A 23,779-nucleotide genomic window follows, 5' to 3' on the forward strand; every position below is an offset into this window, starting at 1 on the left:
ATGATCGTCGACAGCGGTTTCGCGCCGCTGGCCGCGGGCGTTTTCGCCGGGGCCGTGCTCGGCTTCGTCGCCCGCCGCCAGCACTTCTGCACCATGGCCGCGTTCGAGCGGCACTGGTACGCCGGCGACAGTTCCGGGCTCCGGACCTGGGGGACGGCGGTCCTGTCGGCAATCGTCCTCACCGAGATCCTCGTGCGCCTCGCCCTGTTCGACCCGGCCGACAGCTTCTATACGACCGTCTCCTTCGGCTGGACCGGCGCCATCCTCGGCGGCCTTGCCTTCGGCTTCGGCATGGCGCTCGTCGGCACCTGCGGCTTCGGCGCGCTGGTCCGCCTCGGCGGCGGCTCGCTGCGCGGCCTGATCGTGGTGCTCGTCCTCGGCCTGTCGGCGCTCGCAGCGCAACGCGGCGTCATCGGCCTCGGCCGGATCGCCATCGTCGACGACGCCGCCTTCGATCTCGCCCGACTCGGCGCGCCGGATCAGACGCTGCCGGGTCTGGTTCAGGGCCTGACCGGGCTCGACCTCAGACTGCCGGTCGTCGCCGCCGTCTGCCTCGCCCTCGCGCTGTGGATCGGCCGCGACGCCGTCTTCCGCCGCGATGTCGGCCGCATCGCGACCGGCATTGTCGTCGGCGCGGTGATCGCCTTCGGCTGGGCGGCGACGTCGGCGATCGCCGAGGCGTCGTTCCAGCCGGTGCGGATCGAGAGCGCCTCCTTCGTCGTTCCGCCCGGCGAACTCATCCTCCACGCCATCACCTATACCGGTGCCCTGCCCTCCTATGGCGTCGGCGTGACGCTCGGCGTCGTCCTCGGCGCGGCCATCGCTGCCATGCTGCGCCGCGAGGTGCGCTGGGAGGCCTGCGACGACGCCCGCGAATTGTCGCGCCACCTTCTTGGCGCCGTCCTGATGGGCGTCGGCGGCGTCTTTTCCCTCGGCTGCACCATCGGCCAGGGCATTTCGGCAGCCTCGCTGCTGACGATCTCCGCTCCCGTCGTGTTCGTGTCGATCGCCATCGGGGCGCGCCTCGGCCTTGCCTACATCCTGGAAGGCTCGATCCGCCATGCCTTCACGCCGGCCGAGCGCTTCCCGGCCGAGTAGATCAGATGCCGACGGAGACGGCTCGCCGAGATGAAGACCCTCTTCATGTTGCTGACGCAACATGACGGCAGAGCAATCATTCCGCTGGAAACCGTCCGCGATGATTACTTCTGGCATCTCACGCTGGACAGGTTCGCGAGGAAGCTGGCAAGGGGCGAGATGGCGATCCCGCTTGTTCGCCTTGAGACACGCCAAAAAAGCCGCGCGAGGCGTTCACGTAGCGGATTTGGCCACGTGGATCGACCAGCCCAGAGCTGCCGGGATCAGGGAAGCGCAGCAACTGCCGGAACGGCGTGGCCGCAGGCATCTGCATGACGAAAACAGCGCCAGACGGCGCCATCACTCCCCCTGAACTGGCGCCTTCTTGCCTCTCCCCCGTCATTTCGCAATCCGAGGTCCGTGAATGGCGCGATGCAGCGGTCGGCCGAGGACAACGGCCTTGCAACGCCTCGTGTCCGTCCCATTTGATCACTCAACCGGAGGAAATTATATGCGTCCAAGAAGCCTTGGCATCGTCGCGATACTGGGGCTTGCGCCTCTCGTGATCTCGAGCTGCGTCGATGAAGGGCGTCGCTACGGGGGCGGGTATAGCCCGTCCGGCCCAGTTGTTGTCGAGCGCGACATTCGTCGGCCAGATCGGAATTTTGGCGATCGTGACTTCCGAGACCGCGGCCGCGACGACTTCCGTCGAGATCAACGCGCAGACAGAGACGGTCGTGACCATCGGCGTGACGGCAGAGGCAGACCTGATCGTCGGGATCATTCCGGCCGCGACGGCCTCGATGGCAACCAAGTGCGCGACCGAGACGATAGTCGCGATCGTGGGAGTGTTGCGGCATTCTGTCGGGAGAACCCGCGGGATGCGCGGTGTGACCGCGAGCGCAGCGGAGATGGTCGCAGATCCTGATAAGCGCAGCCACTAAGGGCAACCAGGCGGTGGGCGTCTTGACGACTGGTGCTCAGCGTTGCCGCTGAGGAGCTTCGGCATCGTCTGGACGGCAGTTCGACCTGGGCGGGAGCCGTCTGGCAGTGGCCGAGGAAGGCCAGGACGGAGCCGAGCAATTCGGGCGTCCCATTTCGCCGCACGGCCGGCAGCTCTTCGCGAGAGCCGAGGAGCAGACGCGCGAGATTCGACGCCGCATCGCGCCGGTCCCAGTTGACCTTCGCGACGACGATGACGTGTGGTCGGCGTTCGGCGACGATGGCTTTGAGCTTCGCGATCTCACCGGCGTTCGCGGCGTCGATCGACCATGCGGAGGGCGGGTGGGCAGCTCGGTAGTCTGGCGTGTCGTCCTTGCCCTCCTCCACGAAGTCGATGTGGTCGACTATCGGCGCGATCCGGCGGTTGCCGACCGCAACGCAGGTAACGAGCGGTCATGGGGCGCAATTCGATCTTGCGGTCGGATCACGAAAACCCTAGGAAACCAGTGGGGCGGTTAGCTCAGTTGGTAGAGCGCCTCGTTTACACCGAGAGTATGTTCCAACAAACCCCCGGATTTCCCGCCCTCAAACCCCTGAAAATCATGAACTTTTCGTAAGGTTCCGGAATTGGCCGTGGGCCGTCAACCGGAACGTCAACCGGATCACGCCGAGCGTTTGGTCTTCCCGGCGCCGGCCATGAAGAGATCGCCGACGAGCTTGTGCGCGTCGGGGTGGTGGTGACCGTAGACCTCGAGGAGAATTATCCTCGACATGCCGAGGAAGGAGGCGATGTCGTCGACGTTGCCGCCGGACCACATCAGCCAGGTCGCGCATCTGCGCCGCTGATCGGCGGAGACAGGGGCATGAGAAGATGCCGTTGGCCTCCTGCATCTCGCGCACATAGATGACGTTGACTCACTCGTGGCGCGTCGGACCTTGGACCGCGGCGGCGTGCTGTTCGGCGTCAAGGACGACGTCCCGGCGCTGATGAGGCCGCCGCGGTCGCAGTGAGGCAAATAACGCCTGCGATGCAGCCCTGGCGAAAGGAACTCTCTGCCCGCTCGAGCGATTCAACGAGCATGTCCATCGAGAGCCGTCCCTGCATCCTGTCCCTCGGCAGCATAAATGCCGACTTCCAGGTTCGTGCCGAAGAACCTCTCGCGGCGGGAAAAACCCCTGCGTGCGCGAGACTTTCTCGGTCTCGGCGGGGGCAAGGCCGCCAGTGTGGCGTTTCTCGCCCGCCGGTTCGGCGCTCCGGCGACGCTGATCGGTCGGGTCGGAGACGACGATCTCGCGAAACAGGCCCTTCAGCCGCTGCGCGAGAGCGGAGTGGACATATCCGAGGTGACCGCCGCGGCCGGAACGCCGACAGCCCTGTCCATGATCACCGTGCCGCCGAGCGGCGAGAAGAGCATCGTCCTTGCCGGCAACGCCAACGACGCCTGAGTGCGACGAGGCCGAGGAAAGGCTCGCTCGAACGATCAAGGACGCACCGGACGGCTCGATCCTCGTCGGGATTTCGAGATCGCTACCGCAATCGCCGAGGCGGCCTTCGCCATGGCCCGCCGCTGCGGCCTTCGGTGCGTGCTTGATCCCTCCTTCGCCGACAGGATCGATCTGAGATGTCTGCCGGGCCTTTACGCCGTCACACTCAACCCCGAGGAGGCCAGGCGTCTCGCCGGCACCGGCAGCGATGGGATCGAAGGCGCGCGAAAGGCCGCGCAGGCCTTGGCCGATCAAGGCATCGCAGTCATGTGCATAAAGCTCTCCGACGGCAGCTGTCTGCTGCGTCACGAGGGTTAGGAGATCCACATGCCCTCCCCGCCGACGAAGGTCGTCGACACCACGGGCGCGGGCGACGCCTTCACCGGCGCCTTGGCGGTGGCTATCCTCGAAGGTCGCAGCCCTCTCGATGCGGCACGCTTTGCCGCCTGACGGGTCGCGTTTGATGCGCATCAACTCCCGCGGCGAGAGAACCCCCGGCAGTCCGTTCGGCTACTCCATCACCGATGCGATGTAGGCGATGATATCGTCGATCATGCGCTGCTCCGCCTGGAAGACCGGCATTCCAGGATGTCCGGTGTCGATCGTCCCGATGAAGGTTTCCTCGAGCGCGTCGATCGGAAAGCGCTCCGACAGGGTGCGGAACGGCGGGGCTTTCAGGTTCGGGCTCCTACCCGCCGTCCCCACCGCATGGCAGCGCGAGCAGTTGGCGACCGCCAGAGCCCGCCCCCGTCGAACGGCGTCCGAGGCATAGCCGCCGTCCTGGGCCCAAGCCGCCTCAACGGCGCATGCGGCGACGACGGCCGCAAGACTTGCGGAGATAGCGGCGCGGGGATTTCGCATGTCGACCCTAGTCCTCCTGGCATCCGCTCTCGGCACGAATGGGCCGAGGCGGAGATTGGCGATGCGCGTCCTTGCGCCTTGTCAGTCGATCATCGTCCGAACATCATGCCGGGGCCGAAGCCACCACCACCCGACCCCATTCCCATGCCCATCATGGGAAGCACGACGTCATCGGCGGCCGTCTTCTGGTCGTCGCTCAATGCGGCGTAGAGCTTGTCGACTGCGGATGAGAGGTTCTCGACCTCCCGCAGGCTCGCCTCGAGGTTACGCTGCCGATAGGACAGCCTCTCCGGCAGCGACATCGTTGCCAGCGACTCGTCACTGAACTTATCCATCATCTCGTGCATCTACGCGTTGTGCGCCTGGGCGGCCGAGCGAACGGCTTCTGCGAACGCGTTCCAGGCCGGCATCTGCGCATCGGTGATCTTCAACTCCGTGCGGATGAAGGCAAGCCGTCCGTCCACCCGATGAAGCATCGTATCTTGGCCGTAGCCGGAGCCCCATGCCTCGAGCATGCGCCCCATTCCCCAGCCCGGGCTGTGCGGGCGCCCGCCGGAGTGGTCCTGCGCGGCTGCAGGCGCCGCGGCAGCCGCTGTCAGAAGCAGTCCGGCTGCGAATCGTCTGCACCATCCAAAGTCGGCCATGGGCAATTCTCCGGGAGAGACAGAAGCACTTGAAATTATGGTCTGGCGCCACCTGACTGACGTTGATCTCCATCAACCTGCGGCGACGAGCCCTCGCATCCTCACCTGCACCAGCCGTCCCCACCTCCGACACCAGCAGACGCCTCGCCCTGTTCGACATGATGGGTAGACGAGGCGGCGGTCGCAATCGGCGAACTCCTCGTCGGGGTGCCGGGCCGTCCTTGATGCGGGTCAACAGGCCAAACCGTCCGGAGCCGATGATGCGCAGGCGCCGAAGCTTTGACGCAGCGCAAGGCCGATCTGCAGAAAAGGCGGCATCTCGGTCGGTCTCGCCCCCCGTTCTCCTAAGGCCGGCCGCATGAACGAACTCGATCTCTTGAGCCGACTGGCCGTGTCGCTGTCGATCGGGCTGCTGGTCGGCCTCGAACGCGGATGGCAGACCCGCGAGGAGGAGTCGCATCTTCGCGCCGCCGGCCTTCGCACCTTCGCGTTGACGGGACTTCTGGGCGGAACCTGCGGTGCCGTCTCCGCAGCGCTGTCCGCGCCGCTGGTAATCGGCCTCGGCTTTCTCGGTTTCGCCGTCGCCTTCGGCGCCTTCCATGCTCTGGAAGCCCGAGCAACGCGCAACTTTTCCGTCACCTCGGTGGTCGCCGGGTTGTTGACCTTCCTCCTCGGGACCTACGCGATCGTCGGGGTGATCGCCGTGGCGGCGGCCGGCGCCGTCGCCATGACGCTGCTCCTGGCGCTGCGCGACCCCCTGCACCGCTGGGTGCAGGCCCTCTCCTGGACGGAGATCCGAGCCGTCCTGACGCTTCTCGCGATGACCTTCCTCCTGCTGCCGATCCTGCCCGACCGGACGATCGATCCGTGGGACGTGCTCAACCCGGCGCGGATCTGGATGCTGACAATCTTCATCGCGGCGCTCTCCTTCGGCGGCTACGTCGCGATCAGGGCGTTCGGGGCCCGTCTCGGCATCCTCATCGCGTCAATCACAGGCGCCATGGCCTCGTCCACGGCAACCACGCTGACCCTTGCCCGCCTCGGGCGCGACCGGCCGCAATCCGCCGGGCTGGTCTCCGCCGGAATTCTGATCGCCGGGGTGGTGATGGCGGTGCGGGTTGCCATCGTCGTCGGCGTCATCGATGCTGCGCTGCTGTTGTCCGTCGCGCCGGAGCTAGCGGTTCTTGCGGCGACCCTGGTCACCTTCGCGATCGTGCTCCTATTCCGGAACAGGGCGTCGGAGAAGACGGAAATCAGGCTCTCGAACCCCCTGCAGCTGGCCGCAGCCATCAAGATGGCGGCCTTCATTGCGCTGATCCTGATGGCGAGCGTCCTGATGCGCCAAGTGCTCGGCGATTCCGGCATCCTCGCTCTCGCCGCAGTATCAGGTTTGACAGATGTCGATGCGATCTCGATTTCCATGGCCGAGCTTGCGTCTCGCTCCGGGAGCCGCGACGTCGCCGGACAGGCCGTCCTCATCGCCGTCGGCGTCAATACCGCCGTCAAAGCGGCGATGGCGCTGGGGATCGGCCGGCCATCGGTCGGCATCCCCGTCGTCGTCGCCAGCGCCCTCGCGGTCGTCGCGATGGCGATCACCGCGGCCCTTCTCTGATGCCCTTCCGCCTGCGTGACTGTGCTCGGCTTCGCGCCGGTCCCGCATGATGCAGATCAAGGACGGCGCGGAGACAGGCGGCCGGACTGCCCGCTTCGACCGACCTCTCGGAGCCACCGTCTTGCTCGCAGACGCACATCCACCGGCAAACGCAGCCTGCGGATACGGAGCGAGCGAAGCGACCTGCGATGTGCCAGCCGAGCCCGGCGATGCGGTTGGCTGGCGTCTCTGCCGCCGAGTTCGACCACGTACTCGAGAAGGAACTGGCCGAGATCGAACGTCGCCGACGGGCCTATCTCGGCGGACGGTCCCGCGCCAGAGTGGGAGGCAAGACGGCAATCGTCGATGACGGGCTTGCGACGGGCGCCAGTGCCCGGGCGGCACTGCGCGCCGTCGGCCTTGGTGCGCCGAAGCGGCTGCTTCTCGCCGTGCCGGTCGCCGCAAGCGAACTCTGGAAGAGATGCGCGCCGAGGCCGACGTCATCGTCTGCCTGAAGACCCACGACCCGTACTACACGATCGGCGTCTATTACGACGACTTCCGGCAGGTGTCCGACCGGGAGGTAACGGAAATCCCGTCGCGCTTCCCGATCGGGTCCGACTCTGGACACTCGAACGGCCGCACGTGAATCGCGTAGCGGCGTACGCTGCGCGTGCTCATCACCTCGGGCCGCAAGTGGGCGCCCCACTTGCGAAAGATCAATGCGGTGAAGGGCCGCCGCGGCGATGCTTTCCAAAAGCTACGACAGCGGACTGCCAGGAGACGCTCAATGATCAATCCCCGCCTCATTCTGCACCCGACCGACGGCTCGCCAGATGCGCGGCGAGCCCTGGAGTTCGCCGCCGATCTTGCCGGGACCAAGGACGCCAGGCTCCTGATCCTGCACGTCCAGGCACACCGCGGCGGCGGCCAGATCCCTCCCGAACTCAAGGAGTACACCCGCATCGAGCACATCCGGGTCACCGAGGCCGATATCCTGCACGAAGCCGCGGAAGCGGTCGTCGAGACAGCAAAGCAGTCGGCCGAGGCGCTCGGCGCCACCCATGTCGCCACCGAGGTCCGGGAGGGCGATCCGGTGCGGGCGATCATCGAGGCGGCCGAAGAGACCGGCGCCGACCTGATCGTCCTCGGCAGCCGCGGCCTCGGCGACGCCCAGGGCCTGCTGCTCGGCAGCGTGTCCCACAAGGTCGCGCACGTGGCTCCCTGCACCTGCATCATCGTGCGCTGAGAACGGACGGTGCCCATGGATCGGCAAGATGCCGGGGGCGCCCCGCCAGCGGCATCGGCGACGGATCGGCACCATGGCCGCGGTTGCGCGGAAGACGACCCGGCAAGCGAAGGCGGCGCCGCTCGCCGAGAAGCTGCGCTTTCTCGCCAGGCCGGAGAGCTATCCGCATAATCCGCCGACGGTGGAGGTCATGGAGACCCATATGTCGGTCGCCTTTCTGGCTGGCGACCGGTCTACGAGCTGAAGAAGCCCGTCTCGTTTCCGTTTGTCGATTTCCGCACGCTTGCGACACGCGGACCTGTTCCACCCGTCGTAAGAACGAGATCGGCGCGATGCTCGTCGCACAGCGAGATCAAAAGCATCCCGCACCGGCTCGACGCCATCGGGCACAACCAATTTAAGCAGATTCTACTCTGACGTGATCGTGCGTCGAAGCCAAGCCGCGATCGCTTCGCCGCTCAGATCCGCGTACTCGCCACGACTCGCGCGGTCCGATATGGTGAGGATGCCGTTCGTAGCCGTCATCGTTAGTAACCATCGTCCTTGGCTTACCGCGGATCGGATCGGGCCGCGTCAAGCGGTACCGGCGGTGGCATGAGACTGCGGTCCAGCACGCGGAACCACGACCACCGGTCGTGCCTGGCGAAGATCCGGGTGCCGTACACCCAGCATGGGGGAAGAGATGTCGGTCTCAGCCGCCCAGAACTGACATGTGGCGAGCGAGCGCTGGCATGCCGCCGCATCCGATCAGAAAGTCGTGCCCCTTCGGTTTGCCACTTATTCCCGCATCGATCGCCGCATGCAGGTGTTCATCGGCTTCCGAGCCGCGCAGCGCGGGCTTAAGATCGGTGCGGTCCTCCTGGCCGAGGCAGGTGTAGAGAACGCCGGTCGCGCTGACTCGCACGCGGTTGCAGGTTTCGCAGAACGTGTGTGTCATCGGCGTGATGATACCAATGCGCCCGCCCGTTTCCGCGACGCGGGCGTAGCGGCCAGCTACCTACAACGCTTTCCGCCAGGTGTCGTGCTGATCCGGGAGAACGATACGGCGGATTTCCTCCACATTGTCACCGAGGGCGCGGTCGAAATGTTCGCCACCTCCGGCGGCCGCGAGACCACGATCAGCTTTGAACGACCGGCCAGCGCCTTCATTCTCGCGGCAGTCCTGAAGGACCAGGTCTATCTACAGTCGGCGCGCACGGTGGAAGCTTCGCGGATCCTCATGATCCCGGCGGCGAGCATCCGCCTCGCAATGGAGCAGGATTCGGCCTTCATGGCGGCGGTTGTCGCCGAGCTCGCGACCGCCTATCGCACGGCAGTAAAGGATCTGAAGAACCAGAAGCTGCGCACCGGCGCTGAACGGCTCGCCAACTGGCTGCTGCGGCTCGACCGCGAGCAGTCCGGGGACGGACATGTCGAACTCCAGGTGGAGAAGCGGCAGCTCGCCGCTCGCCTCGGCATGACGCCGGAGAACCTGTCGCGCGCCTTCGCGGCACTGAAGCGGCATGGTGCCAATGTGCGCGGATTGCGCGTCGAGGTCGTTGATCGCGAGGGCCTCGTGGCCTTCGCGCAACCGGATCCGCTGGTCGATGATGAGCGGTCCTGAGCGGCCCGGAACTGCCACAAGCCGCCGTGAAGGCAGAATGGCGGACTTTTGGCCGATACGCCGGAAATCCGCCGGAGATCGTCAGGCGGCGAGAAGCTCGTCCGCCGGACCAAAGAACTCGTAGTGGATGCGGTCCTGCGCCACGCCCGCGAGAGCGAGCCCATTGACGAAGGTTCGTAGGAAGCCTTTAGGGCCGCAAAGGTAGTAGTCGGCATCTGCCACCGGCGTATGCGCCTTCAGCCAATCGACCGAGATCAACCCCTCCTCGTCGAAGTCCCGGCCCTTCACGTCCTCGGGCCGCGGCTCGAGATAGAAGGTGGTCGCGTCGACGGAAGCCGTGGAGGTCGCCAACTCGCGCACCCGGTCGCGCATCGCATGCGATGCGCCGTTGAGGGCACCGTGGACGTAGTGGACCGGCACTTCCGTCCCCTTCGACGCGAGGGTTTCCAGCATGCTGATCATCGGCGTCAGGCCAACCCCGCCGCTGACGAGAACGACCGGCCGGGTGGGCTGCTCTGCCAGGTAGAACTCCCCGGCAGGCGGCGAGACCTTCACGACCGTTCCGACCTGCGCGTGATCGTGGAGCCAGTTCGACGCCGCGCCCTCCGCTTCGCGCTTCACCGAGATGCGGTAGGTCTCGACGTTCGGCGCGGCGGAGATGCTGTAGTTGCGCTTCTGCGGATGCCGGCCCGGCAGGTCGAGCCAGAAGGTCAGGTACTGGCCGGGCCTGTGGGCGACGACGCGGCCGCCGTCGACCGGCCTGAGCACGAAGGAGGTGATGACGTCGCTCTCGGGGATCTTCGCCTCGATCCGGAAGTCGCGCCAGCCGCTCCAGCCGCCGTCGGAAGCGGCGAGCGCCTGGTAGACCGCGGCTTCGCGCGCGATGAGGATGTCGGCAAGGAACCAGTAGGCTTCGCCCCAGGCGACCAGCACCTCCTCGTTCGCCGCGTCCCCGAGCACGTCCCCGATCGCGCCGAGCAGGGCTTCGGCGACATAGGGATAATGCTCGGGAAGGATCTGCAGGCCGACATGCTTCTGCGCAATGCGCTCCACTGCGGCACCAAGCACGCCGAGATTGTCGATGTTCTGGGCATAGGCGAGAACCGCGCCGGCGAGCGCCCGCGGCTGCGAACCGGAGTCGCCGTGATGCGACTGGTTGAACAGGTCCCGGACCATCGGGTTCTGGAACATGCGGGCATACATCGCCGTGGTGATCTCCAGCCCGTGCGTCTCGAGGGCGGGAACCGTAGCCTTGACGGTTGCGATGGTCTGCTCGCTGAGTTGTGACGGCATTCTCGATTCTCCTTGGATGGTCTCTGTCCGTTGGGAAGGATCAGGCCGACGGGACGGCCGGTCGCGGCTGCAGGGCAGCAAGTTCGGGCCGGAAGAACAGTCCCGCCTTCAGGCTCTCGGCGATCCGGTCGGCCTTGAACTGGAGGAGAGCCGCCGTCTCCGGCGGGAAGCGGCTGGCGGTGGTCTCACGCCAAATCACCAGCCATCGGTCGAACATGGAGGAATCGATCGCGTCCGCATGGCGCAGATGGGCGGCAAAGGGGTTGCCCTTGTAGCGCCCAGATCCCAGCACGACCGACGACCAGAACGCCGTCAGCCGCTCCAGATGCGCCGGCCAGTCGCCGACCGCGCCGGCAAACAGCGGCCCGAGGGCCTCGTCCTCGCGGACGCGGGCGTAAAACGCCGAAACGAGGCGGAACAGCGCCTCCTCGGTGACGATTGCCGACGGCTCGATTGCTCTCTGCATGCTGCCCTCTCATTAAACATGCATTTCCAATGCATGTTATCCTGCGAGTAGCGCACCTGGACAAAAGATGCAAGAAGAATACATGTTTGGTAGCGAAACAAAGGCGCGGACCCGATGCGACTGACCCGCTACACCGATTACTCCCTCCGCGTGCTGATCTATCTCTCGGCCAGGTCCGAGGGGCTGTGCTCGATCGCCGAGATCGCCGAAGCTTACGGCATCTCGCATAACCACCTGACCAAGGTCGTGCACGAGCTCGGCAAGGCTGGCTATGTGACGACGGTGCGCGGGCGCGCGGGCGGCATAAGGCTGGGGAGACCGGCAGACGAGATCCGCATCGGCGAGATCGTCCGGGCGACGGAGGACGGATTTGACCTCGCCGATTGTCGGAACTGCGTGATCGCCCCGGCCTGCGGGATGACCGGCGTCCTCAACGAAGCAGTCGCGGCATTCCTGTCGGTGCTGGACCGCTACACCTTCGCTGACCTGCCAAAACGGGAGATCGATATCCTCTCCCTTTTCCCATTGGCCGACGCGCCCGCGACGGTCGAGAGGGTCGCGACGCAGAGAGCTGGGGCGTCGCGATGAAGTCGGTTGATCTCCGCCTCCCGGCTCGCTTCGACTGCTGCGGCCTTGCCCGAGAAAACCCCGGACATGCCTTCCATCGCCGTCCTACAGACCTCCAGGCGTTGATCATCGTAACCATCCGGCCTGGCTTGCGATTACCCATAAGTCCGGCAGTGCTGGAAATCGGCACCGATCTGGATGTCGATGAGCCGCCGCCATCCGCGCCAGAGGACGGTGTTTCCGGGCGGGGGATCGGAGTTTCTGGCAAGATAGCCACCGAGGCGGGCGGGTTTTGTCATGTAGAGTTGGAGTGTGTTCGGCGCTGCGCCGCGGTTTCCGCAGTCGGGCACGAGGCGGTCGAGGATGACGGTTTCCAATGGTGTCAGGGCCGCCGACGGATCGGCATCGGGCTCAGCGCGAGCGATCATGGTCATCCATAATACCCGCAATACCCGCCAGCTGACGATGCAGAAGAGCGCCAGAAGGTTGGCGAGTACGCATCCGGCGTGGACCGCGGGAGGCTGATTTTCTTCTTTTCGATCGATTTTCCGGCGAAACCATCCGGCCTGGACCGCGGCGGCGGGTCCTGAGTATCGGCTAGTGGTGAAGCTGAGACGGATAGTACCCGCTTGCGGTGCCGAGGGGCTGGAGAATGCGGCATTTCCGGCGGACTCATCTGTCACGGCATGACCATTAGACCCCGCGAACCCCGACATCGCCTTCGGCCTCTGCGACCTTGGCATGCAGTGCCCGGAGCTGGGCTCGGTGCGGATCTCGGAAATCGCCAGCGTGCGCGGCAGGCTCGGCCTGCCGGTGGAGCGCGAACGGCACTTGACGGCCGACAAGCCGCTGTCGGCCTACGCCGAAGCGGCGCGCCGGGCCGGTGCGATCCGAACGTGACCGGAGGCCGCGCAAGCGGCCTCAACAGGGAAATGATCCTCGAACGGCCAAGCCACCCACCTGGGCTTCCCGCCGCTTCCTCACGTCAATGCTCCGGCCCTGCCCCGAGCGGTGGTGACTGACTGCAGTCCGCTGGTTTGCCCTGCGGGCGCGGTCGGGCCACTCTGACCTGACCTAAACCGATGTCCGCTGTTTTTGACCATTGGCTGGTTGCCGCGAGAATACTTATCGGCACCTGTTCCTAGCCGGCTAAAGAAAGCGCCTTATGTAGGTGGCTGGGAGGCCGTTACGATGAAAACTTACGCTCCATCAGATCGTTCTCTCGAAGTCGGCAGGATCATGGAACTGCGGCGCGGGCCACAGTCCGGGATGATTGCCGTCATCGAGGCCATACAAGGTGACGCGGGCGACCCGTTCTATGTTGGAAAGGTCGTATCGTCTGAAAAGCAGGTCATCTGGTATTGGAAGTCCGTTATTCCTGCCACGGTCAACTGACGGTCATCTCGAACACGTCGACCGTCAGTTTCGCCTGAAAAATCACTGCCGTCGTCCTTGCTCACCGGGGGACACGATAAGCGATCGACGCGCTGCGAACATCTCGGCGTAGATCGTCATGGTCATGGCGCATCTACGACCGCGAAGCGATCCTGGGGCAGATCGATCGTGCAGCGGACCTTATCGCTTTCCAGCACATAAGTTGTTTCGGCGCCCATCGCGTGAGGCAGAGCGCGCTCGATCAGTTTCCGGCCATAGCCACCGGTCGTCGGCGACATCGCCTCCCTGGCGGAATTGACCCCTTCCTCGAGCCATTCAAGGCGCAACCGCTCGCCTGCCGCTCCTTCCTCCTTCCGCCAGGTCACGGAAAGGCGTCCCTCGGCTTCCGCGAGCGCCCCATACTTGCGGGCGTTGGTGGCGAGTTCATGGATGGCCAGGGCGAATGTCTGAACGTCCCGATTGCGCAGGAGCACTCTCGGCCCACTCAGCGACACGTTCCCCGAATAGGTGGCGACGCCGAGGGCGTCGAGCTCTGTCCGGATCAGGACCTCAAGAGTGATCGGATCTTCTTCGGCGCGGGACAGCAGCCCTTGGACACGAGACAGCGCGGCCAGCCGGTCGCCGAATCTCTCGCGAAAGGTCGCCATATCCCTTGTTGAGCCTGCGGTCTGCTGGGCGATCGAACGCACCACGCCAATGAGGTTGCGGGTGCGGTGCTGAAGCTCAGCGACCATGACCTTCTGGGTCTCCTCCAACCGGCGACGTTCGGTCATGTCGATCATCGCGCCCACCATACGGAACGGCGCGCCGTCGTTGTCATAGAAGAAGCGCCCGTGCGCCGAAAGCCAACGCACCGTTCCATCCGGGTGGAGAGACCGGAACTCGTGCACATATTCGGCGCGCATCTTGTGCGGCACGGAGGACTGCCTCGGTCTCCGCGCGATCATCAGGATGGAGGCGGGCTGCCCAGGTCTCGTAACTCGGCGCCACCTCGCTGATCTGATAGCCCTGAATGCGGAAATGCTCATCGGACCAGTAGATGTCGCCGGTCCGCAGGTCCCAATCCCAAAGACCCCATCGGGCGACCTGAGCGGCGATGCGAAGCCTCTCCTCGCTCACCTCCAGCCTTTCGTGGCGCTGCTTCATCTCCGTGATGTCGTGGCCGATGCCGCCGATTGACGTTATCTCGCCGGCGGCGTTGACGATCGGAAAATCAGTGCTCCGGATCCATGTATTTCGCCATCCACCGGCCGCCGAATGCGGTATTCGAACGTGGCTCGTTCTCCTGCGCGCACCCGCCGGATGTTGTCGTCGGCGCGCTCGCGGTCCTCCATCACCACCAGGCCGAGCCAGCTCCTGTAGTTGTCGCCGAGCAGCGCTTCATCCCGCCGCAGGCCGTAGATGGTCTCAAAGGCCGGCGTCAGGTAGGTCCATTGAAAGTTCTCGGCATCGCGAATCCACAAGACGTCGTGCGAGGCTTCACCGAATAGCCGCAGCCGTTCTTCGCCTTCGCGGATCTGCGCCTGCGCGATCTGGTCCTGAAGGCGCAATACTTCGGCCTCAGAGCGCTTGCGATCGTCGATGTCGATGTTCATCCCGACCCACTTCTCGACCTTGGCCTTGTCGCTGATCGTGGTCTTCACGGTCTTACCGCGAGCGACGCCCTTCAGGCCCATGGCTTTCATCAGCCTGGCGACCGTGCAACGAGCGACGTCGATGCCCTCGCGCTTCAATTGGCTCCAGACCTTGCGAACGCCATAGACGCCGAAGTTCGCCTCGAAGACGCGGCGGATCTCGCCGCAGAGGTCGCCATCGCGCTGTTGCCGAGCGAGCCTTCGAGACGCATCTCGCTGGCGGGCGGCATGTTCTGGTACGGAGATGGGGCGATCTGCAGAACCCGGCAGATCGGCTCTCCTGAGCGAAGTCGAAGGGGCCATAGACATCACGATGATCGTCTTCATGGCTTGAACCGGCGGTCGAGCTCCGCCGCCGCAAAATACGCCGATGCCTTTCGCAGGATCTCATTGGCCTGGCGAAGTTCTCGGTTCTCCCGTTCAAGAGGCTTGATCCGGTCGCGCTCCTCGCCCGTCTGCCAGGCGCGCATCCCGCTCGGCCTGTTGCACCCGTGTGCGCAATATCTCGCCCGACCCTTCGACTTCGCTCAGGAGCCCATATTCGCCGCAATGGAGGAAATCGCCTCCCACTGCGACGCGTGATTGGCTCGATGCTCTCGAACCATTCGGACAGCCCGCTCACGGACCTCCGGCGAGTATCTCTTCGATGTCGGTTTCGCCATGATGACCCCATTCTCTCAGGAAATGAGGTCTCCGGGAAACCCGGTGCGTGTGTGGATGCCCCCTGTTTGGCAAGCGTAATCTTCGGTCTTTCGGCGGCGGGGTCTTCGATCGGACGTGTGTCAGGCCTCTCGATGTGGCCTTGATGACGCCACGGGCCGGTATGCTGTTCGGAAAGCGGGTTCACATCGGTTCAGAAAGCTGCATAGGCCATCGCGATCGTGTCGGCCGTCGCCGGAAGCTGCCGGCCGGCGAGCATCTCGACGCCGCCGGGACTGGAGAGCCACTCGGGATCGATGCCGAGATGACGGGCAAGTCCGCATTCACCCGAATGAGCCTCGGCGCCCCGACGGAGGCCGGCGCAACGCGTGCATAGAAGCGCTCCGGCAGACGTGCGTAGGAATTGTCGAATGGAAGGCGATGGGTCAAAGCTTGAACTTGCCTCTGCAAATGGTCCGGCTCAGATCGTCTTTGATCGACACAACATCATCCGAGCCGGGTTGGTTCGCGATCGGGCTTTCGGATCGATTGTGCACGCAAACCAACACTGGGCGTCTTGATGCTCGAATATGTGGCGAGCCTGCCGCTTGTCATCGCGCCTCCTCGCTGAACGAGCTGCTCTTCCCCTTCGCTGAGTTTCGACCGGAGGTTCAGCGCTTCGGCCACTGCCAACGCGGAGCATCGACGCCCGGCGCGCCGGTTTCCCCGAAGGATTTCTCGAGGTGTATCTCGGTCGCATCGCCCTCGTTGCGGATCGCGCGGATCAGCGGTTCGCTATGGCTGACGAGAACGACCTGCCCGTGGCCGGACGCCTGGACCACGAGCCGCGCCAGAGCCGGCATCAGCGAGGGGTGGAGGCTTCCTTCCGGCTCGTTCAACACCATCAGTTCCGGCGGGCGCGGTGACAGGAGGGCTGCGACGAGCAACAGGTAGCGCAGCGTCCCGTCCGAAAGCTCGGCGGCGCCCAGCGGACGCAGCAGCCCCTTCTGGCTGAGCCGGAAGCCGCCGAGATCGTCGGCATCGGTCTGGAGCCGGGAGCCAGGGAAGGCGTGTTCGATCGCCTCGTTCAGGGCCTCCCGATCCCCGATCGCGCGGATCGTTGCGAGCGCGGCGGCGAGGTCGGCGCCATCGCCCGCCAGCACCGGCGTGTAGGTCATGACCTGTCCGCGGCGTGCCGGGGCGTCCGGATCGGTGCGCAAAGCGTCGTAGAAGCGCCAGTCGCGCATGCGTTCGCGCATCGCGAGGAGTTCGGCCCCATCCTCGGGATCGGCACAATGCGTCACCATCGAGTCGAATGGCGACAGGCCCAGCGTCGCCTCCCGCCATTCATGGGTCCGCGTCGTTCGCAACCGCACCAGCGAAGCCCGACGCTCGGCAAAGACCGAGGCCCTGCTCAGCGTCTGGCCGGTCCACATGGCCTCCGTCTTGATCGCCGGGTCGAGCGGGAACGGATTGTCCGGGCTCGGCAGTCCGAGATCGACGGCATAGCCGCACGCGGCATCGGAGAACCCAAGCTTCAAGCTGACAGGCCCCTTGCGCCGCGTCCCCTGGATGGGCTGGGCTCCGGATCGCATGTCCCGACTGATCGTCTCCGGCCCCGCCCAGAGTGTCGACTGCAGGCCGCCTTCCCGTGCCAGCGTCTGGATCAGGCGGCCCTGCGCCACCTCCGCCAGAAGCCGGAGCGACCGGTAGAGGCTGGTCTTGCCGCTGCCGTTCGCCCCGGTCACGACCGTCAGGCTCCCGAGGGGTACAACGAGGTCGCGAAGAGAGCGATAGCCGGAAACGGCGAGCGTCGTGATCATTCCCTCGTCCCACGAATGTGTCGGCGGATTCGTTCAGCACTGATCCCATGGCCGATTTGTGCGGCCGCGCTGGGATACGGCGGACGCGACGTCTACCCTACCATGCCGTCCAGCTGGAACCGGCCCCTCTGGAAACGACGGATTTCGGACCCGAGGACCAGCTTTCGCCCCTTCGCAAGGCCTAGGAAGTGGCAGTGGATCTTCGCTCCACGAGCCGCAGAATCAGCTCCGCAATGGCCTCAGGCTGATCCTCCGGCGCGAAATGGCCGCAGTCGTTCAGGATCGTAAGCTGCGAATTGGGGATCGCCTCATGCAGTCTGAGCGCCCAGTCCGGCGTCTGCCACGCATCTTCCGCGCCCCAGATCAGTTGCACGGGCAAGCGCCCCAGCACGGACAACCGATCGGCGATTTCAAGAGTATGGACAGGATCGTAATGCCGGACCTGGTGCTGGAACAGGCTGCCCTGTCCGATCGGGCCACTGATGTAGTCGAGATAGGTTTCCAGCGGCCCTTCGGCGAAATGCTTCTTGTCGTGCACGGCGCCCAGCAGCCATTGGCGGAAATGCGCACGATGGGCCGCGTCGGGCGCCTTGATCAAGGCTTCGAGACCCTGCTCCATCTGCTGCCGCGTGCGGGGCGAGGGATAGCTGTCGTAGCTCACGACATCGATCAGCGTGAGCGACTTCAGCCGGTCCGAATGGAAGACGCCAAACCTTTGCGCGATCCCGCCGCCAATGTCGTGCGCCACGAGATGGAAGCGCTCCAGTTTCCAGTGAGCCAACATCTTCTCGAGAACCGCGACCTGCGCGGAGATCGAGGTGTCCACCCCCGGGGCCTGCGGTCGCTCGGACAAGCCGAAGCCGAGCAGGTCGAAGACATGAACCCGGTAGCCAGCCTCGACGAGACGTGGCGCGACCTTCCGCCAGATCAGCGAAGATGAGGGCGTGCCGTGCAGGAGAACGACAGGCTCGCCCGCGCCATGGGCGCCGCCTGCGATGCGGCAGCCGCCGACCAGAACATTTTCAGTGATGAGGTCGTTGTGCATGTCGCTTCTCCGGTTCTGTCTCCTCCGCACCCTTTGACGGCTTCAACTGCATTCGTAAAATGCAATGAAAGACGGAAATGATCGAAAGGAGTCATACGCGGAGCGCATGAAAGCGAAGCTGGACATCGGCGCCTTGCGGGCACTCTGCGCGATCGCGGATCGCGGCGGCGTTTCCCGTGCGGCAGCCTCGCTCGCCCTGTCCCAGTCTGCGGTTTCCCACAAGATCAAACGTCTTGAAGAAAGCCTCGGCTGCGCCGTGCTCGATCGGCGCGCGGGTCATCCGCTGCTGACCCGCGAGGGAGAGAAGCTGCTACGGTTTGCCCGGCGCATCCTGGCGCTTCACGACGATGCCGTGAGCACGCTGAGCACCGAGCCGCTCAGCGGCCACATCCGGCTTGGGGTGACCGAGGACGCGACGAGCGGCGGCCTGTCGTCGGTTCTCGCCCGGTTTACCCGCCTGCAACCGGCGGTCCGGGTGCAGATCGGCGTGGCGCAGAGCCGGATCATCGGCGATCGGCTCGCTAGCGGCGAGCTCGATGTCGGCGTTCTTCAAGTTTTCGCCGAGGAACGCCGAGCGGACGATGTGACGCTGGCGAGCGATGCGCTGCACTGGGTGAAGTCGCCAGATCTCGCGATGGAGACGGGAAGGCCAATTCCGCTCCTGACGTTCGACCAGGATTGCTTCTACCGAGACTGGGCGCTGCACGCCGAACCACCGCCGCCCTCCGGCTTCCAGATCGTCATCGAATGCGCGAGCATCGCCGGGATTCTCTCCGCGGTCAAGGCCGGACTCGGCGTCACCCTCCTCAACGCACGCCACCTTCAGCCGGACATGGAGATCGTCACGGACGGCTTTCCGACACCGCCCGACATCGCCTATGTCCTACGCGCCGGCCGCAGCGCGCACACGTCCTCGGTCAAGGCGCTCGTGCGGACCTTGACGAGCGACGCCGATTGGCATCGTCCGCTGTCACCGCGTTGACGCGGCTCCCCGATCCCGCATGGCCGGGAGAGAACGAGTGCTTTTCCCGTGCTCGGCGGCACAGGCGAATGTCGCTTGCAACACGGATGCAATTGCGAGCGAATGCCCGATCTCATCCTCTTAGCCGCTCCTGAGAGTTTCTCCGTCAACCATTCCGGCCTCTCAGCCCAGCCCTCCTTTACATAATATCGCGCGCCACAAGCATCCGAAAGGCGATTTCAGGATGTATGACACGCTTTTTTAAAGGAAAATTCGTAAGTTTGGCCAGGAGATTTCCCGATGCGCATAGTTACCAAAGTCAATCTTGCCCTCGCTGGTGTCGTCGCGATCTCGGCTGCGTTGAACTTCGTCGTCTTGGCAACAACGGTCCTGCCGAGCTTCCAGGCTCTCGAGACGGAAGCCGCCGAGCGGAACCAGAGTCGCGCCCTGGAGGCGATCAAGCTCCAACAGGCGCAAGTCGCCAACTCCGCTCGCGACTACGCCTTCTGGGATGACAGCTACGAGTTCGTTCACGGCAATCGAACTGACTACGAGGCAAAGAACGTCAGCGCGGAATCTTTGGCGGCGCTAGGCGTCAACTATTTCCTCGCGATCGATGAATCGGGAGCAATCAAGCTCGACAAGGGGTTTGACTTCTCCGGAGACGAGCCGGCCACGGTTCAATTGTTTTCGACGGATGCACTGGCGGACGCCCATCCCCTCCGTCGCCCCTTCCCGGAGATCGACGCGAGATCGGGTCTCATGAAGACCGCGCAAGGTCTAGTCGCCGTCGGATACGCGCCCATCACCACCTCGGATCGGGGGGCAGCCCCTTCCGGGGTCCTGCTGTTTGGCAGGCTCATCGATGTGGAAGCGCTGCGGCAGGCGACCGAAGTGAACTTCATGGTGGAGCCTTTCGAAAAGGCATCCCCGCCCGTTGAGGGGATGGTCCAGTCGGCTGACGTGATCCGAACTCACACGGTACTGACGGGCATAGATGGTGCTCCACTCGCGGTGGTGACCAGTACGACGAAGCGGTTGATCTCCGCTGCGGGTCAGCGGGCGATCTATACGGCAATGGGGCTTCTCGCCCTCGGCGGCGTCCTGTTGATCGGGACCCTAGCCTTCGCGTTGCGGCGCATCGCCGTCAAGCGCCTGGCTGCCTTGCGAAACCACATCGTCCGCATCGCCTCGACGGGAAGCCTCGAGACGATTCCGGAAGATGGACGCGGCGACGAACTGAGCGAGACCATCTCGTCGTTCAACCTGATGGCGGCGCAACTCGCTGAGCTCCGGGACAAGCTACGGCGGCAGGATTATCGCCACGGCGCGGCCGATCAGGCAGCCGGTATCCTCCACAACGTGCGCAACGCGGTGAGCCCGCTCAGTGCCGTGACATGGGACCTAGCACGCGGCGATGACGTGCCATGGAAGCAGAACCTCGCCAAGGCGCTCGTCCAGCTCGAAGATCCGGCGCTCGCGCCTGAACGGGCCGAGAAGCTCCGCCAGTTCCTGGCCTTATCGACCCAAAAATTCCTGGACGAAGGCGAGAAGCGCAAGGCCGACTTGCAGATGCTTGCCGCAATGGTGCGGCACGTCGACGAGATCTTGAAGGGAGAGGATCTAGCCTCCCGGGGAGAGCGCGTCCGCGAGCAGATCAACTTGGCGGCGTCCCTCGCTGAGGTGTCGAAGATGATCGCCCGCAGACCGGGCATCGCTCTCATTGCGGACCTTCCACCGGATTCCTTGGTTCTGGGACACCGGATCGCGTTCGAGCAGGTCCTCGGGAACCTTCTCCTGAACGCCGCCGAAGCCATCGAGGCTTCGGGCCGATCATGCGGTACCATCTCCATTTCCCTGACCCCTACGCAGCATTCCAGTTCGCCCGCCTTCAATCTCGCGATCAGCGACGACGGTGACGGCATCGCCACGGATTGCCTGGAGCGCATCTTCGAGAAAGGCTACTCGACCCGGCGCGAGCGGTCTGGCGGCCTCGGCCTGCACTGGTCTGCCAATGCGGTGAACGCCATGAACGGGCGCATTTTCGCCGAAAGCGCCGGGAAAGGACATGGAGCCACCGTGCATGTCGTGCTTCCGGCCGCCGTCGACCAACTGAGAGAAGCCGCATGACCCCCTCCTCGAAAGCTCGCCGCCTCCTCGTGGCAGACGACGACGCCAACGTTCTCGATGCCTATCGACGCGTGCTTGGAGAATTGGTGGGACGAGATGGCTCAACTTCGTCGGACCTCGACGACCTGTCTGCGGAACTGTTCGGAGACGACCCTGCGCCATCAGACGCACCCGCCTTGCTGGAGGAGGTGATCTACTGTCGGCAAGGAGAGGACGCAGTTCGCCAGGTGGAGGATGCACGGGCGTCGAGCAAGGCCTTCGCTATCGTCTTCCTCGACATGCGCATGCCGCCGGGCATCGATGGCCTGGAGACGGCGCGGAGGATCCGGGCCATCGATCCGGACGTCAACATCGTCATCGTAACGGGCTATTCGGATCACAAGCCCTCTGAGATCGCCGCAGCCATAGGGCGGCCGGAAAGGCTGTTCTATCTTCTCAAGCCATTTGATGGCGCTGAGCTTCAGCAGCTCGCCACGGCCCTTGCGAGCCGCTGGACGCTGGACACCGGCATCGCCGATGAACTCGCCAAACGCGTCGCCCAGCTGGAACGGATGTATGCCGAGCTCAAGGCCAGCGAAGCTCGGGCGCAAGAGCTCGCGCGGCTCGACGCGCTGACGGGGCTATCCAATCGCTCCGGACTGAGCGAGCGCTTCCAGGCGGAAGTACAAGCTGCAACGGCACAAGGTCGGCAGTTGTCGGTGCTCTACCTCGATCTCGACCGCTTCAAGGACGTCAACGACTCGCTTGGTCACGCGATCGGAGACGGGGTGATCCGCGGGTTTGCAGAACGGGTCTCGCAGGCGATCGGCAAGGACGGCTTCGCGGCGCGCCTGGGCGGGGACGAATTCGCCGTCGTCTGCTTCGACCGGCCGCGCGTCGCCGAGCTCAGCGAGCGCCTCCTGCAAGCCTGCGCGCTTCCTTACGTGCTCGACGGCGATACCGTTCGGATGAGCGTCTCCATCGGCATCGCCCACTGCGATTTGGGGCAGCCGGACCTCGTCGAGGCGATGCGTCAGGCCGACATCGCTCTTTATGCGGCCAAGTCGGCGGGCAGAGGCGTGGCCATGGAGTTCGCTCCGTCCATGGAGCGGGACATTCTCGGCACGCAACGCCTCGCCCGGGATCTTGCCCGCGCCATCGCGACCGACGAACTGACCTTGCACTACCAGCCGCTGGTCTGCGCGAAGGGAAGCCCGATCTACGGCCTGGAGGCGCTGCTGCGATGGCAGCATCCGGAGCGGGGGATGATCCCACCGCTGGTCTTCATCGAGGTCGCGGAGAAGACGGACCTGATCCGAGACCTCGGCGACTGGGTCATCCGCCGCGCCTTCGCCGACTCCCGTCTGTGGCCGGATCTCGTCACCGCCATCAACCTTTCGCCCGCGCAGCTTCGCGCCCCCGGCTTTGTGGAGAGAGTGGCGACGCTGGCGCGGGAGATGAACATCGATCCGGGGATGTTCGAGCTGGAAGTGACGGAGATGGTGCTGATCGAAGACGTCGCGCAGGCGGCGGAAAAGCTGCGCCAGCTCAAGGACATCGGCTTCACCATCGCGCTCGACGACTTTGGCAGTGGCTACGCGAGCCTCGCCTATCTCAGCCAGATCCCGTTCGACAGGCTAAAGATCGACCGATCCTTCGTCGAGGATCTGCGTTCGAAATCCGGAGCAGACGGCGTGATACGGTCCATCGTTGGGCTGGGCGCCTCGATGGGCCTGTCAGTGACGGCAGAGGGCGTCGAGGACGTCCAGCAACACCGATTCCTGCAAGAGGTCGGCTGCACGCACATGCAAGGCTTCCTCTTCCACAGACCGTTGACCGTCGAGGCCGTCCTGACGCTCCGTGGTAGTCGTCCCGAAATCAGGCTGAGCGCCTAACCCGGAAGATCTACGTGTGTTTCGGCGCAATGATGGGACCCCAGTCAATGGTCAGTTTCGCTGATATTTCAGATCCATGTTTGAGGGACCACATGCCGATCGGCGCCCCCTTGCCGATTCACATCCGCGCCCACGACGCCCGCCGCTCCCTCCGCCGTCGCGCAATTGCCGAGGCCGGCCGGCTACTCCTGGAGATGCCGCCCGACCACGCCTGGCAGGCCGCCCGCGAACGAGGCGATGCGGAGCTGGCGGACAGAAAGCTGTGGGCCCCTGGTCCGCCGCGAGATCTCCCGCCAGTCGGGCTATCCTGGACCTCTCGACGGCGACCCGGTATCTTCAGGACTGACACCGAATAATCGCAAGCGACACGGTGAAAGGAACGTAATTTCATTATCGTTCGCTTTCCTGACCCCATACAATGGCTGATTTTGAAGGGTCCGATAAGCCGATGTTATCGGACCCTTGACCTATTCTCGGACCCAATCCTGCAACGCCATTGT

The 23,779-nt window shown here is 64.7% G+C and carries 25 protein-coding genes, 1 tRNA gene, 6 pseudogenes and 1 other annotated feature; of the genes and pseudogenes, 17 read left to right on the plus strand and 15 right to left on the minus strand.

Translation table 11 applies throughout. The features are described 5' to 3' along the window. From ATO4_RS20685 to ATO4_RS20700, 5 genes are all read left to right on the plus strand, one after another. Entirely contained in the window at positions 1-1,098 is a 1,098-nt protein-coding gene (locus tag ATO4_RS20685) for a YeeE/YedE family protein (RefSeq protein ID WP_083593682.1), read from the plus strand. A gap of 30 nt (positions 1,099-1,128) precedes the next feature. Then, positions 1,129-1,413 carry a pyocin activator PrtN family protein gene (locus tag ATO4_RS20690; RefSeq protein WP_245308862.1) on the plus strand — a complete coding sequence of 95 codons (285 nt, stop codon included), beginning with the start codon at positions 1,129-1,131 and terminating at the stop codon, positions 1,411-1,413. Between the two features lie 245 nt (positions 1,414-1,658). Then, the gene (locus ATO4_RS20695) at positions 1,659-2,021 is read left to right on the plus strand and encodes a hypothetical protein (RefSeq protein WP_083593683.1); all 363 of its coding nucleotides are present in this window, start codon (positions 1,659-1,661) and stop codon (positions 2,019-2,021) included. Positions 2,022-2,127: 106 nt separating this feature from the next. After that, positions 2,128-2,538 (plus strand): hypothetical protein, encoded by a 411-nt coding sequence (locus tag ATO4_RS27365; RefSeq protein ID WP_139802589.1) that lies wholly within the window; start codon positions 2,128-2,130, stop codon positions 2,536-2,538. Then, positions 2,528-2,606: transfer RNA gene (locus tag ATO4_RS20700), tRNA-Val, on the plus strand. Before ATO4_RS27365 ends, ATO4_RS20700 begins: the two co-directional genes overlap by 11 nt. Before the next feature lie 75 nt (positions 2,607-2,681). On the opposite strand, the gene ATO4_RS27850 is transcribed toward ATO4_RS20700, so the two are convergent. Beyond that, positions 2,682-2,837 carry a hypothetical protein gene (locus ATO4_RS27850; RefSeq protein WP_176223087.1) on the minus strand — a complete coding sequence of 52 codons (156 nt, stop codon included), beginning with the start codon at positions 2,835-2,837 and terminating at the stop codon, positions 2,682-2,684. Positions 2,838-3,144: 307 nt separating this feature from the next. On the opposite strand from ATO4_RS27850, the pseudogene ATO4_RS28815 reads away from it, so the two are divergent. Next, positions 3,145-3,954: pseudogene (locus ATO4_RS28815) on the plus strand (PfkB family carbohydrate kinase). 60 nt (positions 3,955-4,014) lie between these two features. On the opposite strand, the gene ATO4_RS20720 reads toward ATO4_RS28815, so the two are convergent. From ATO4_RS20720 to ATO4_RS27855, 3 genes are all read right to left on the minus strand, one after another. Continuing rightward, positions 4,015-4,365, minus strand: a complete 351-nt coding sequence (locus ATO4_RS20720) for a cytochrome c (RefSeq protein ID WP_083593687.1) — start codon at positions 4,363-4,365, stop codon at positions 4,015-4,017. 89 nt (positions 4,366-4,454) lie between these two features. Beyond that, positions 4,455-4,703 carry a hypothetical protein gene (locus ATO4_RS20725; RefSeq protein WP_176223088.1) on the minus strand — a complete coding sequence of 83 codons (249 nt, stop codon included), beginning with the start codon at positions 4,701-4,703 and terminating at the stop codon, positions 4,455-4,457. 9 nt (positions 4,704-4,712) lie between these two features. After that, positions 4,713-4,880, minus strand: coding sequence for a Spy/CpxP family protein refolding chaperone (locus ATO4_RS27855; RefSeq protein ID WP_176223089.1), 168 nt, complete (start codon positions 4,878-4,880; stop codon positions 4,713-4,715). A 487-nt stretch (positions 4,881-5,367) separates the two neighbouring features. Here ATO4_RS27855 and ATO4_RS20735 point away from each other — a divergent pair, with 487 nt between their 5' ends. The 4 genes from ATO4_RS20735 to ATO4_RS27865 all read left to right on the plus strand — a co-directional run bounded on the left by ATO4_RS20735 (position 5,368) and on the right by ATO4_RS27865 (position 8,093). Then, the gene (locus ATO4_RS20735; protein ID WP_083593690.1) at positions 5,368-6,621 is read left to right on the plus strand and encodes an MgtC/SapB family protein; all 1,254 of its coding nucleotides are present in this window, start codon (positions 5,368-5,370) and stop codon (positions 6,619-6,621) included. A gap of 460 nt (positions 6,622-7,081) precedes the next feature. Continuing rightward, positions 7,082-7,249 carry a hypothetical protein gene (locus tag ATO4_RS27860; RefSeq protein WP_176223090.1) on the plus strand — a complete coding sequence of 56 codons (168 nt, stop codon included), beginning with the start codon at positions 7,082-7,084 and terminating at the stop codon, positions 7,247-7,249. A gap of 141 nt (positions 7,250-7,390) precedes the next feature. Further along, positions 7,391-7,849, plus strand: coding sequence for a universal stress protein (locus tag ATO4_RS20745; protein ID WP_083593692.1), 459 nt, complete (start codon positions 7,391-7,393; stop codon positions 7,847-7,849). A gap of 73 nt (positions 7,850-7,922) precedes the next feature. Beyond that, positions 7,923-8,093: a hypothetical protein gene (locus tag ATO4_RS27865; RefSeq protein WP_176223091.1), complete on the plus strand. Its 171-nt coding sequence runs from the start codon at positions 7,923-7,925 to the stop codon at positions 8,091-8,093. 49 nt (positions 8,094-8,142) lie between these two features. Here the strand turns inward: ATO4_RS27865 and ATO4_RS28500 are convergent. Then, positions 8,143-8,374, minus strand: a pseudogene (locus tag ATO4_RS28500) (molybdopterin-binding protein); the annotation flags it as partial. A 166-nt stretch (positions 8,375-8,540) separates the two neighbouring features. Continuing rightward, positions 8,541-8,837 (minus strand): annotated as a pseudogene (locus ATO4_RS28505) (GTP 3',8-cyclase MoaA); the annotation flags it as partial. On the opposite strand from ATO4_RS28505, the gene ATO4_RS20755 reads away from it, so the two are divergent. Beyond that, positions 8,778-9,452, plus strand: a complete 675-nt coding sequence (locus ATO4_RS20755) for a helix-turn-helix domain-containing protein (protein ID WP_245308867.1) — start codon at positions 8,778-8,780, stop codon at positions 9,450-9,452. The pseudogene ATO4_RS28505 and the gene ATO4_RS20755 sit on opposite strands and share 60 nt — an antisense overlap. A gap of 81 nt (positions 9,453-9,533) precedes the next feature. On the opposite strand, the gene hmpA is transcribed toward ATO4_RS20755, so the two are convergent. Together hmpA and ATO4_RS20765 are read right to left on the minus strand one after the other, a co-directional pair. Further along, positions 9,534-10,745: an NO-inducible flavohemoprotein gene (hmpA, locus tag ATO4_RS20760; RefSeq protein ID WP_083593695.1), complete on the minus strand. Its 1,212-nt coding sequence runs from the start codon at positions 10,743-10,745 to the stop codon at positions 9,534-9,536. A gap of 40 nt (positions 10,746-10,785) precedes the next feature. Continuing rightward, entirely contained in the window at positions 10,786-11,211 is a 426-nt protein-coding gene (locus tag ATO4_RS20765; protein ID WP_083593696.1) for a group III truncated hemoglobin, read from the minus strand. 114 nt (positions 11,212-11,325) lie between these two features. Between ATO4_RS20765 and ATO4_RS20770 the strand changes: the two genes are divergently transcribed. After that, positions 11,326-11,799: an Rrf2 family transcriptional regulator gene (locus ATO4_RS20770; RefSeq protein ID WP_083593697.1), complete on the plus strand. Its 474-nt coding sequence runs from the start codon at positions 11,326-11,328 to the stop codon at positions 11,797-11,799. Positions 11,800-11,933: 134 nt separating this feature from the next. Here ATO4_RS20770 and ATO4_RS20775 read toward each other — a convergent pair whose 3' ends face one another. After that, complete coding sequence (locus ATO4_RS20775) at positions 11,934-12,212, minus strand: hypothetical protein (RefSeq protein ID WP_176223092.1); 279 nt, start codon at positions 12,210-12,212, stop codon at positions 11,934-11,936. 271 nt (positions 12,213-12,483) lie between these two features. On the opposite strand from ATO4_RS20775, the pseudogene ATO4_RS28510 reads away from it, so the two are divergent. Continuing rightward, positions 12,484-12,678, plus strand: a pseudogene (locus ATO4_RS28510) (DUF2958 domain-containing protein); the annotation flags it as partial. Positions 12,679-12,969: 291 nt separating this feature from the next. Continuing rightward, on the plus strand, positions 12,970-13,173 hold the full coding sequence (locus tag ATO4_RS27375) for a hypothetical protein (protein WP_139802592.1): 204 nt from the start codon (positions 12,970-12,972) through the stop codon (positions 13,171-13,173). A gap of 122 nt (positions 13,174-13,295) precedes the next feature. Here ATO4_RS27375 and ATO4_RS20785 read toward each other — a convergent pair whose 3' ends face one another. From ATO4_RS20785 to ATO4_RS20810, 6 genes and pseudogenes are all read right to left on the minus strand, one after another. After that, the gene (locus ATO4_RS20785) at positions 13,296-14,090 is read right to left on the minus strand and encodes an HWE histidine kinase domain-containing protein (protein WP_245308864.1); all 795 of its coding nucleotides are present in this window, start codon (positions 14,088-14,090) and stop codon (positions 13,296-13,298) included. Between the two features lie 264 nt (positions 14,091-14,354). Next, positions 14,355-14,768, minus strand: coding sequence for a PAS domain-containing protein (locus ATO4_RS20795; protein WP_245308868.1), 414 nt, complete (start codon positions 14,766-14,768; stop codon positions 14,355-14,357). Positions 14,769-14,789: 21 nt separating this feature from the next. Further along, positions 14,790-15,469 (minus strand): annotated as a pseudogene (locus ATO4_RS28515) (IS3 family transposase); the annotation flags it as partial. After that, positions 15,053-15,176, minus strand: a sequence feature (AL1L pseudoknot). Its footprint overlaps the pseudogene before it by 124 nt. Before the next feature lie 200 nt (positions 15,470-15,669). After that, positions 15,670-15,896 (minus strand): annotated as a pseudogene (locus ATO4_RS28520) (hypothetical protein); the annotation flags it as partial. A gap of 221 nt (positions 15,897-16,117) precedes the next feature. Further along, a complete protein-coding gene (locus tag ATO4_RS20805) occupies positions 16,118-17,269 on the minus strand; it encodes an AAA family ATPase (protein WP_083593700.1) in 1,152 nt (383 codons plus the stop codon). 181 nt (positions 17,270-17,450) lie between these two features. After that, positions 17,451-18,314, minus strand: a complete 864-nt coding sequence (locus ATO4_RS20810; RefSeq protein WP_083593701.1) for an alpha/beta hydrolase — start codon at positions 18,312-18,314, stop codon at positions 17,451-17,453. 106 nt (positions 18,315-18,420) lie between these two features. Here ATO4_RS20810 and ATO4_RS20815 point away from each other — a divergent pair, with 106 nt between their 5' ends. The 3 genes from ATO4_RS20815 to ATO4_RS20825 all read left to right on the plus strand — a co-directional run bounded on the left by ATO4_RS20815 (position 18,421) and on the right by ATO4_RS20825 (position 23,279). Beyond that, entirely contained in the window at positions 18,421-19,296 is an 876-nt protein-coding gene (locus tag ATO4_RS20815) for a LysR family transcriptional regulator (protein WP_083593702.1), read from the plus strand. 279 nt (positions 19,297-19,575) lie between these two features. Then, a complete protein-coding gene (locus ATO4_RS20820; RefSeq protein ID WP_083593703.1) occupies positions 19,576-21,405 on the plus strand; it encodes a CHASE4 domain-containing protein in 1,830 nt (609 codons plus the stop codon). Continuing rightward, positions 21,402-23,279 carry an EAL domain-containing protein gene (locus tag ATO4_RS20825; protein WP_083593704.1) on the plus strand — a complete coding sequence of 626 codons (1,878 nt, stop codon included), beginning with the start codon at positions 21,402-21,404 and terminating at the stop codon, positions 23,277-23,279. The genes ATO4_RS20820 and ATO4_RS20825 overlap by 4 nt, the downstream gene beginning before the upstream one ends. The last annotated feature ends 500 nt before the right edge of the window (positions 23,280-23,779 follow it).

It is taken from the genome of Aurantimonas sp. 22II-16-19i, from assembly GCF_002088275.1.
Classification (GTDB): domain Bacteria; phylum Pseudomonadota; class Alphaproteobacteria; order Rhizobiales; family Rhizobiaceae; genus Jiella.